The organism is Psychrobacter sp. ASPA161_9, assembly GCF_051970275.1.
GTDB lineage: Bacteria > Pseudomonadota > Gammaproteobacteria > Pseudomonadales > Moraxellaceae > Psychrobacter.
In genome coordinates, this window is record NZ_JBEFNI010000009.1 from 171,385 (window position 1) to 179,923 (window position 8,539).

Below are 8,539 nucleotides of genomic sequence, written 5' to 3' on the forward strand. Positions count from 1 at the left end.
CACATGACTTCACAAATCAAAGAGCTATCCGAAGTGATAGTTTGTAAAGGTATCAGTGTTCGTACCACTAATAACGCAGAAATCAGCCATGACACGGCTAAATTGGGTCGATTATGGCAAAAATTTTATCAGAACCATGTGGAGCATCTCTCTGAAGGTGAGGATATTTATGGTGTTTATAATAACTATGAGAGCGATGATTTAGTAGGCGCTTTTGATGTAGTAGCGAGCTGGAAGGTAAAAAGCGAGCCAGTAGAAGGGCAGGATAGTGACGAAGACAGCAACGTTCTTAGTGCTGCAAACATCCTTAGCGCTGCTCATTCTAGCGATGTCGTAACAGCCACTATTCCTGCTGGTAAATATATGGTGTTTACCGAAGAAGGTAGAATGCCTAATACGGTGATGAATGCTTGGGAGAAGGCTTGGACATATTTTAATGACCCAAGCTCTGAGCATACACGCACTTATAATGTCGATTTTGAGCATTATATTGGTGGTAATTTAGAGTATGGGCAAGTGGATCTATATATTGGTATTGAGTAGAGCTATTAGTTCGATAAGCCAGCAAAGTACAGCTATCACTCAAAAATTAGTGTCGAAAAACATGATGATACATGGGTTAACACTGTAGGTTAGTGAGCAGATTAAGTTGCTTTCGACCAAGAATTAATAATAAAAAAGCGCCAAATCTAAATGAGATGGCGCTTTTTTTACTTTTATCACTTATGACTAATCCAGCAATAAATTCTCTAATATCCCTTCATATATCTGCGCCAATTTACCCAAGTCATCCACTTCTACCTTTTCATCAACCTGATGAATAGTCGCATTACGCACACCAAGCTCAACGACTTGCGCACCAGTCGGAGCGATAAAGCGTCCGTCAGAAGTGCCACCAGAGGTTGATAGAGTAGCGTCAACGTCAGTGACGGCTTTAATCGCTTGTTGACACGCTGAGACCAATTTACCTTCTGGCGTCAAAAACGGCTGACCAGATAACTTCCAATGGATATCATAACTTGCCTTGCTGTCTTTAAAATATTTATCAAATATCGCATGGGTCTTTGCTTTTAGCTCATCTTCGGTGGTTTCTGTTGAAAAGCGGAAGTTAAAAATAACTTCAAGCGTCTCAGGAATGACATTGGTTGCGCCCGTGCCACTATTAATATTTGAGATTTGAAGTGAAGTCGCAGGGAAGTAATCGTTACCAGCATCCCATGTCGCAGCCGTTAATTCAGCCAATGCTGATGTTGCCGCATGAATAGGATTAGACGCGAGGTGCGGATAGGCGACATGACCTTGCTTGCCAGTGACGGTTAGCATTGCACCCAACGAGCCGCGGCGACCGTTTTTAATGATATCGCCAAGGGTATCGGTACTTGACGGCTCACCAACTAAGCAATACGTGATTTTTTCGTTACGCGCTTCTAAGGTTTCAATGACTTTGACCGTGCCATTAATAGATGGACCTTCTTCATCTGAGGTGATTAAAAAGGCGATAGAACCATTATGCTTAGGATGGTTAGCGACGAAACGTTCGGCTGCGATGGTAAAGGCGGCAATCCCCGTTTTCATGTCAGCAGCACCGCGAGCCCATAGATAGCCATCAGCGATGGTTGGGGTAAATGGTGGATAGGTCCAATTGTTGACATCGCCAGTTGGCACGACATCGGTATGACCAGCAAAACAAATAACTGGATCGGCTGTGCCACGGCGTGCCCATAAGTTTTTGACTTCCGCGTGCTCGCCAGTCTTATCTCTATCGCCAAAATACATAAACTCGCAATCAAAGCCAGCTTGCTCTAGTCGAGCTAACAATATATCTTGGCAGCCGTCATCATCTGGCGTGACTGAAGGACGCTCAAGAAGTGCAATGCTTAAGTTCAATGTTGCTTGTTGATGGCTTTCTTGTTGATGAGTCATGTTTTGATTATGAGAGTCAGACATTGATAAACCTTTTATTCTCTAGTTGAATTATTAATCTACTTCAAACCATATGGCTTTATTGGCGTAGGCTGGGTTTTTAACCCAGCTTTAGAACTAAACAAGATATTGTATTTATAAACAGTGAGTAATGATTGTAGTAAGTGGCATTAATTAGATAGCAATTTAACTGCCTTCTTCAACAAAAGGTATTAAACCATCTCGGCGCATCCACGTCGCAATCGAATAGCGCTGACGATGGGCGATTTGCACTTGATGTTGTAAGTCACTGTCAAATATTACCAGTCGATTGGCAACAGGCATCACATTATGATGGACACCGTGTTTATCAACGACTTCTAATGCGCCGCCGTCACTGGTTGCCCATTCATCATTCAAGTAAAACACCGCTGAAATAACGCGTTCATCACGACCAGCGGGATTGTCACTGTGCCATTGATAGCCGAAGCCCACCGGATAGCAGGCGTAATGTGCTTCACTATGGCGAATACCGGCAAACAAACTGCGATTAAACAGCATGCCAAGCGCATTGATACTTTGTATATAAAAATAGCCTGCAAAGAAGTTCTCAGTGATCCAGCGGATGCGATCACCACGTATATCACTGATACGCACACCCGCCGTTAGCTCTGCATCACGATAGTCAATAAAACCGCTTTCCGCTTGCAAGGCTAATAATGCTGTATGCTCAAATATGTCATCGATAACTATCCAACCATCATCCACGAACTTATCAAGTTGCGTATCCGTCAGCTTATCTTCCCAGCTCACATCAAAGTCGGACATTTGCAAGACATGTTGGGTTGCCAACTTATTGCTCGTTTTATCGCTTCCCATATCAGCGCATGGCGCAAGTAATGGCGGATTATCAGGACCTATCGGATGATCAACCACCAGCTCTGTCACATTTAGGTTGCTAATAATCTTCGTCATTTCACCTCGTTCTTTTGTTAATAATGAATCAATCATCAAATAACTATCAATTAGTCATTAATCATTTGGTGTTTATAGCCTTTTTGTTGAAGCTACTTACCAAAACCACATTATCTTTTACTCTGCCTATGCTACCATAGATGCAATTTTTCTTATTTAAACTTTTGAGATTATGAACTATAAACACGCCTACCACGCTGGTAACTTTGCTGATGTGGTTAAACACATTTTATTAGTACAACTGTTAAATCAACTGGGTCAAAAAGACAAGCCTTTTTATGTGCTTGACGCTTATGGCGGTCGAGGACTGTATTCGCTTAGCAGTGAAGAGGCGCGCAAGACAGGGGAAGCCAAAGGCGGTATTCAGGCTTTGTTAAAAGCGGATACCGAAAAAGCACCAGCTGCTGTCAAAGATTATATGGAAGGCATCAAGCAAGCCAAATTCACTTACGACAGTAAAGTCTATCCTGGTTCGCCTTGGTGGATTGCTCATCATATCGAAAAGAACTCAGATGCTGGCGTTCGTGGTGAAGCATTTGAGGCAAAAGCCAGTGAATATGATGCGCTTAACTATCAATTGCATAAGCTGCCAATCGGTATCCAGCATCGTGATGCCTTTGAAGGTATTACGGCGGTTATTCCGCCAAAAGAAAAGCGTGGTCTTATTTTTCTTGATCCTCCTTATGAGCAAGAGCATAAAGACTTCACGCGACTTATCAATCTGCTAGTCGCTGCTTATAACAAGTGGCCACAAGGCACTTACGCATTATGGTTCCCAATCAAGAATGTCGAAGCGGTAGAGCTGTTTTATAAGAAGCTGAAGCGTACTGAGATGAGACGTCAGCTGGTCTGTGAGCTTAATATCTATCCTAATGATGTTGCGGTTGGTCTTAATGGTACAGGTATGCTCATTATCAATCCGCCATGGCAGTTTGATAACCAAGCGCGTGAGATATTGCGTTTCCTACAGCCTGCTCTAAAAGTGGCTGACGCGCCAGACTTAACTCCTGATAGTGCGACCAGTGTACGCTGGCTAGTTGGCGAATAAGGATACCGTTATGACGACTGAGCAACCACCCCATAAGAGCCTAAATGATAGCGCAGCTACTCAGCCGCCTTTTGTTGACGAGCATGAATTCAACATTCGCTTAGCGGATAATGACAATTATGATGGTTTGACTTTTGAGGTGATTGAAACAGAAGTTGCAGAAGGTAAACCTGTGGTCAGTCGCGGTGTCTATTTGGCACCCAATTTGATTACAACCTTATCGCTATTATCTGGTTTTTACTCGATTCTAGCCAGTACCCAAGGCGAATTTTATAAGGCATCTTTAGCGATTTTCTTATCGGCTATCCTCGATGGCGCTGATGGTAGAGTCGCGCGTATGCTGAATGCGCAAAGCCCTTTTGGTGAGCAGTATGATTCTCTGGCTGATATGTTAGCCTTTGGCGTTGCACCTGCTATCCTGATTTATAGCTTCGCTTTAGAGCCTTTGGGTCGTATTGGACTTGGTTGCGCTTTTGTCTTTACCGCTTGTGCCGCTTTCCGCCTCGCACGTTTTAATGTTCAGGTTGGAATTGTCGATAAAAAGTACTTTGTAGGTTTGGCAAGCCCACTTGCTGCGATTTTGGTAACAGCTGCTGTGATGGTTGCCGTCGATCACAACGAGTGGGTCGGGCAGTATGACACGCAGGTCATGTTATTGTTTGCTGCTTGGGTAGTCATTTGCGGCTTGTTAATGGTTAGTAATATAAAGTACTACAGTTTTAAAGAGTTTGATAAAAGAAAAGTCCCGTTTGTGGTTCTTATTGTAGGCGTATTAGTCATGAGCATCGTGCTGTATGACATACCTGTAGGTATTTTAGCGATTGGTATCATTTATGCTTTGTCGGGTGTATTTACCACTCTAAAGGCCAAAGCCGGACATTAATATGATTGGAAGATTCTGCTGTATCTCTTATAAGAGTTAAGAATGTAAGACATAGACCCAAAAAAACCGCTTATTTTTAATAGGCGGTTTTTTTGTGCGTTTTATTTGGTAAGAGGGGTTTTTATACATGGCTATAAGTTTTGGTCTTTTCGGCTCTCAATAAATCTGCTTTAAGCCATGTTTCAATTCATCAAATCCTATCTACCGTTCATCTATAATACTGGACTTTTCCTTTACATATAAATAGTGTTTTTGATACATTGGAAATATAAGTTTACAAATGTATACATACCTATTTTTTTATCTATCTCATAGCCTTTCTCTTTTTTTTAAAATTAATACTGTTAGTTAGCATCTTGAAAACGGTTTTACTTAATTTTAACAGCACAATCCATCCGTTATTTATTTGGTACAACAAAACATAGCTCTCCTTTATACGAAAATCTAATCAACCATCTTACCAATAATGCTACACATACATAGGATACATCGATGTTAAACCATGTCTACCGCGTTGTCTTTAATCGTTCTACGGGTTGCTATACAGCCGTTAGTGAAATCAGCAAGTCAGGTGGAAAATCCAGCAATGGTTCAGGTCACATTGGTACAATAGGTGTGTTGCCATCCGCGACCTTAGGTACGTTACTACGTCGAAGTGCTATAGGTATTGCCATTGCTGGAGTGCTGGGACTGACGGCGATGAGTAGTCAGGCAGAAGTATGTATATTAGATAGTGGCGACCCAACTAGTGGTAACTCAACTGGTGGTAGTACTGCTACTGGTACTGATTCTACAGCTTGTGGGTTTTTAAACGAGGCATTAGGCACTCGTAGCACTGCAATAGGCTATGACAATACAGCTTCAAATATTTATAGCTCAGCTGTCGGTGCTATAAATACCGCTTCTGGTAAAAGTAGCTCAGCGATAGGTGCTTACAATAGAGCTTTAGGTGATTCCAGTTCGGCTATAGGTTCGGAAAATTATGTCGAAGGTTTTAGAAGCTCAGCATTTGGTAACGAAAATAGAATAACAGAAGGTTTTGGATTGGCAGCAGGTCGCCTAAACCAAGTTGAAGGTTATGTTGGTACAGCAGTAGGCTATAGCAATAAGGCAATTGGTCAAGCTAGCTCCGCAATAGGTAACGAAAATACAGCCTCCGGAGTTCGTAGCTTGGCAATAGGTAGTGACAACTCAACCGCCAATGAACGTAGTACAGCAGTAGGTAGTCTAAATGTAGCTTCTAAGCTGCATAGCTCGGCAGTGGGTTATAGCAACGAGGCAATTGGTGAACGTAGCTCAGCACTAGGTCATGATAACACTGCTTCGGGTAGTGATAGTTCAGCAGTTGGTCGCATCAACATTGCTTCGGGTAATGATAGCGCAGCAGCGGGTCGTGGCAACAACGCTTTAGGCATTGCTAGCACAGCAATAGGTGTTGCTAACCAATCTTCAGCTAATAATACCTCAGCATTGGGTACTGGAAACAGAGCTTTAGGTAATGACAGCTCAGCAATGGGTCGTGCCAACTTCGCTTCAGGTGTTAACAGCTCAGCGTCAGGCTACCTTAACCAAGCTTCTGGTAACAATAGCTCAGCTGTAGGTTATAGCAATATAGCATCAGGCTATACCAGCTCAGCACTAGGTGGTTATAGTAGAGCCACTGCTAGTGGGGCTACTGCAATAGGTAGTGGCAGTACATTTGCAGTAGCTGCTGTTGAAAATGCCACTGTGCAAGCGGAATTTACGGCTGCAATCACATCAATTGAGACAGATTCTGAAGGTCGTAGATTTAAAGCAGATGGTTCTGGTGGGGCAATATATGAATTTACACCCACAGACTACGAAGCGTTAGGCATCGGTGCTACAGCAAGTGGCATTCGAGCAGTTGCGCTTGGTACTAATGCAGTGGCTGATAAGCGTGATAGCATCGCTTTGGGTAGTAAAAGTGTCACTACCGTTGGTGCTGGCGTGGCAGGTTATTCAGCTAATGGCGATACCAATCCCATTTGGCAATCTACTCTTGGTGCCGTTAGTGTTGGTGATACGAGCAATGCTAACTCTAGCCAATGGCAGACCCGTCAAATTACAGGCGTTGCTGCAGGTACATCCGATACTGACGCTGTCAACATTGCTCAGCTAAAAAGGGTTGAAACAACTGGTTTGTCTCATTTCAGTAGTGTAGCAACTGCTCTAGGTGGGGGTGCGCAGCTTAACAGTATGGGTGTATTTCAAGCACCTAAATATCGAATAAATAATGCAGACTACAGCAATGTGGGTGCAGCGTTTAATGCGGTTGACGGTAAGCTGACTGACTTGCAAACACAGATAAACACTATTGAGTTAACACCTGGACCTAAAGGTGATCAGGGTGAAAAAGGAGAAACGGGTTTTCAAGGCCCAGCAGGTCAAAACGGCACTGACGGCATCAATGGAACAAACGGTATTGACGGCATCAATGGTGTTGATGGTGTTAATGGTGCACAAGGCATTCAAGGTTCAGTTGGTCCGCAAGGCTCGGCAGGTCAGGACGGTACTGATGGTTTAAACGGTACTGATGGTTTAAACGGTACTGATGGTGCTAAGGGAGACAAAGGTGATTCAGGTATCAGCGAAGAAGCTAGAGTTGAATTAGAAAACAAAATTGAAGAAAGCAAAGAGCGCTTTGTTAGTATCAACACTTCTGGTACTAAGATAGAAGTTGACTACGATAATGAAGGAGCTACAGGCAACGGTTCAATAGCAGTTGGTGTCAATGCCAAATCTGCTGGTCAGGATAGTATTGCAGTTGGTACAGATTCTAAGGTAACAGGCAATCAGTCTCTTAGTGTTGGCGTAGGTAATATCGTTTCAGGCGACAAGTCAGGTGCAATTGGTGATCCAAGTATTATCGGTGGCGATAGCAGTTATTCATTGGGCAACGACAATATTATTGGCGATACTTCTAACAACGTTTCTGTAATAGGTAGCAACATAAAAGTAGGTGCAACATCTGCTAGTACCGTAGATGGCAATCCAGTCTTCACTGGAGTAACTGATGCTTCAAACTCTGTCGCTATCGGTGAGTCAGTGAACGTTCAAGCCACAGACGCAGTAGCTATCGGTGCTAATAGCAGTGTAACTCATAGCAATGCCGTTGCATTAGGAGCAAACTCACAATCAACAGCGGACAATACGGTATCGGTAGGCAATGCAAACACTCAACGCCGAATCACCAATGTCGCCGCTGGTATCAACCCAAATGATGCGGTGAATGTATCTCAGCTCAACCAAAATCGTGCCGAAGCAATGGGCTATACAGACAGAAGAATAAATGATCTCGAAGGAGAGACTCATTCAGCAGTTGCAGGTGCACTCGCATTCGGTGCACTGCGATATCCTAATGTTCCTGGCAAAGTTAGCGTAGGTCTTGGTGGAGGCACGTGGGAAGGGGAAACAGGATATGCTCTAGGCGTAGGCTACACCACATCAAACGGACTTTTCTCTATCAGTAGTGCTTTCGGTGGTAGCGGCAGTCAACAAGGTGGAAACGTCGGAGTAAGCTATACCTTCGATTAAAGCCAGTTTTTAATTGAGTATGCATATATTTGAGCCTACCTTCTTTATGATGGTAGGCTTTATCAATTGGTGTCATTGGCTAATGGTATTTGAAGAATAAAAAATAATTTTTAATATTAAGCTATTGATAAATATAGAGGTATTTCTTTAATGTTAATTGTGTAAAAATAAACTCT

The 8,539-nt window shown here is 43.0% G+C and carries 6 protein-coding genes; 4 read left to right on the forward strand and 2 right to left on the reverse strand.

What is annotated here, in order from left to right:
* Positions 1 to 3 precede the first annotated feature (3 nt).
* On the forward strand, positions 4 to 543 hold the full coding sequence (locus ACTQ9S_RS11515) for a GyrI-like domain-containing protein (protein WP_440454999.1): 540 nt from the start codon (positions 4 to 6) through the stop codon (positions 541 to 543).
* Positions 544 to 729: 186 nt separating this feature from the next.
* Here the strand turns inward: ACTQ9S_RS11515 and dapE are convergent, their stop codons facing one another.
* Complete coding sequence (gene dapE / locus ACTQ9S_RS11520; RefSeq protein WP_440455000.1) at positions 730 to 1,947, reverse strand: succinyl-diaminopimelate desuccinylase; 1,218 nt, start codon at positions 1,945 to 1,947, stop codon at positions 730 to 732.
* A gap of 162 nt (positions 1,948 to 2,109) precedes the next feature.
* On the reverse strand, positions 2,110 to 2,877 hold the full coding sequence (locus ACTQ9S_RS11525) for a 2OG-Fe(II) oxygenase (RefSeq protein WP_068038970.1): 768 nt from the start codon (positions 2,875 to 2,877) through the stop codon (positions 2,110 to 2,112).
* Between the two features lie 172 nt (positions 2,878 to 3,049).
* On the opposite strand from ACTQ9S_RS11525, the gene ACTQ9S_RS11530 reads away from it, so the two are divergent.
* The 3 genes from ACTQ9S_RS11530 (at position 3,050) to ACTQ9S_RS11540 (ending at position 8,363) form a co-directional block, all read left to right on the forward strand.
* A complete protein-coding gene (locus tag ACTQ9S_RS11530; protein ID WP_068034688.1) occupies positions 3,050 to 3,925 on the forward strand; it encodes a 23S rRNA (adenine(2030)-N(6))-methyltransferase RlmJ in 876 nt (291 codons plus the stop codon).
* A 10-nt stretch (positions 3,926 to 3,935) separates the two neighbouring features.
* Positions 3,936 to 4,808 (forward strand): CDP-diacylglycerol--serine O-phosphatidyltransferase, encoded by an 873-nt coding sequence (gene pssA, locus ACTQ9S_RS11535; RefSeq protein ID WP_227514107.1) that lies wholly within the window; start codon positions 3,936 to 3,938, stop codon positions 4,806 to 4,808.
* Positions 4,809 to 5,300: 492 nt separating this feature from the next.
* Positions 5,301 to 8,363, forward strand: coding sequence for an ESPR-type extended signal peptide-containing protein (locus tag ACTQ9S_RS11540; protein ID WP_440455001.1), 3,063 nt, complete (start codon positions 5,301 to 5,303; stop codon positions 8,361 to 8,363).
* Positions 8,364 to 8,539 lie beyond the last annotated feature (176 nt).

Bases quoted from the DNA above. Each gene is read 5' to 3' on its own strand.
- ACTQ9S_RS11530 (WP_068034688.1), top strand. From the start codon at position 3,050: ATGAACTATAAACACGCCTACCACGCTGGTAACTTTGCTGATGTGGTT.
- pssA (WP_227514107.1), top strand. From the start codon at position 3,936: ATGACGACTGAGCAACCACCCCATAAGAGCCTAAATGATAGCGCAGCT.
- ACTQ9S_RS11540 (WP_440455001.1), top strand. From the start codon at position 5,301: ATGTTAAACCATGTCTACCGCGTTGTCTTTAATCGTTCTACGGGTTGC.
- ACTQ9S_RS11515 (WP_440454999.1), top strand. From the start codon at position 4: ATGACTTCACAAATCAAAGAGCTATCCGAAGTGATAGTTTGTAAAGGT.
- ACTQ9S_RS11525 (WP_068038970.1), bottom strand. From the start codon at position 2,877: ATGACGAAGATTATTAGCAACCTAAATGTGACAGAGCTGGTGGTTGAT.
- dapE (WP_440455000.1), bottom strand. From the start codon at position 1,947: ATGTCTGACTCTCATAATCAAAACATGACTCATCAACAAGAAAGCCAT.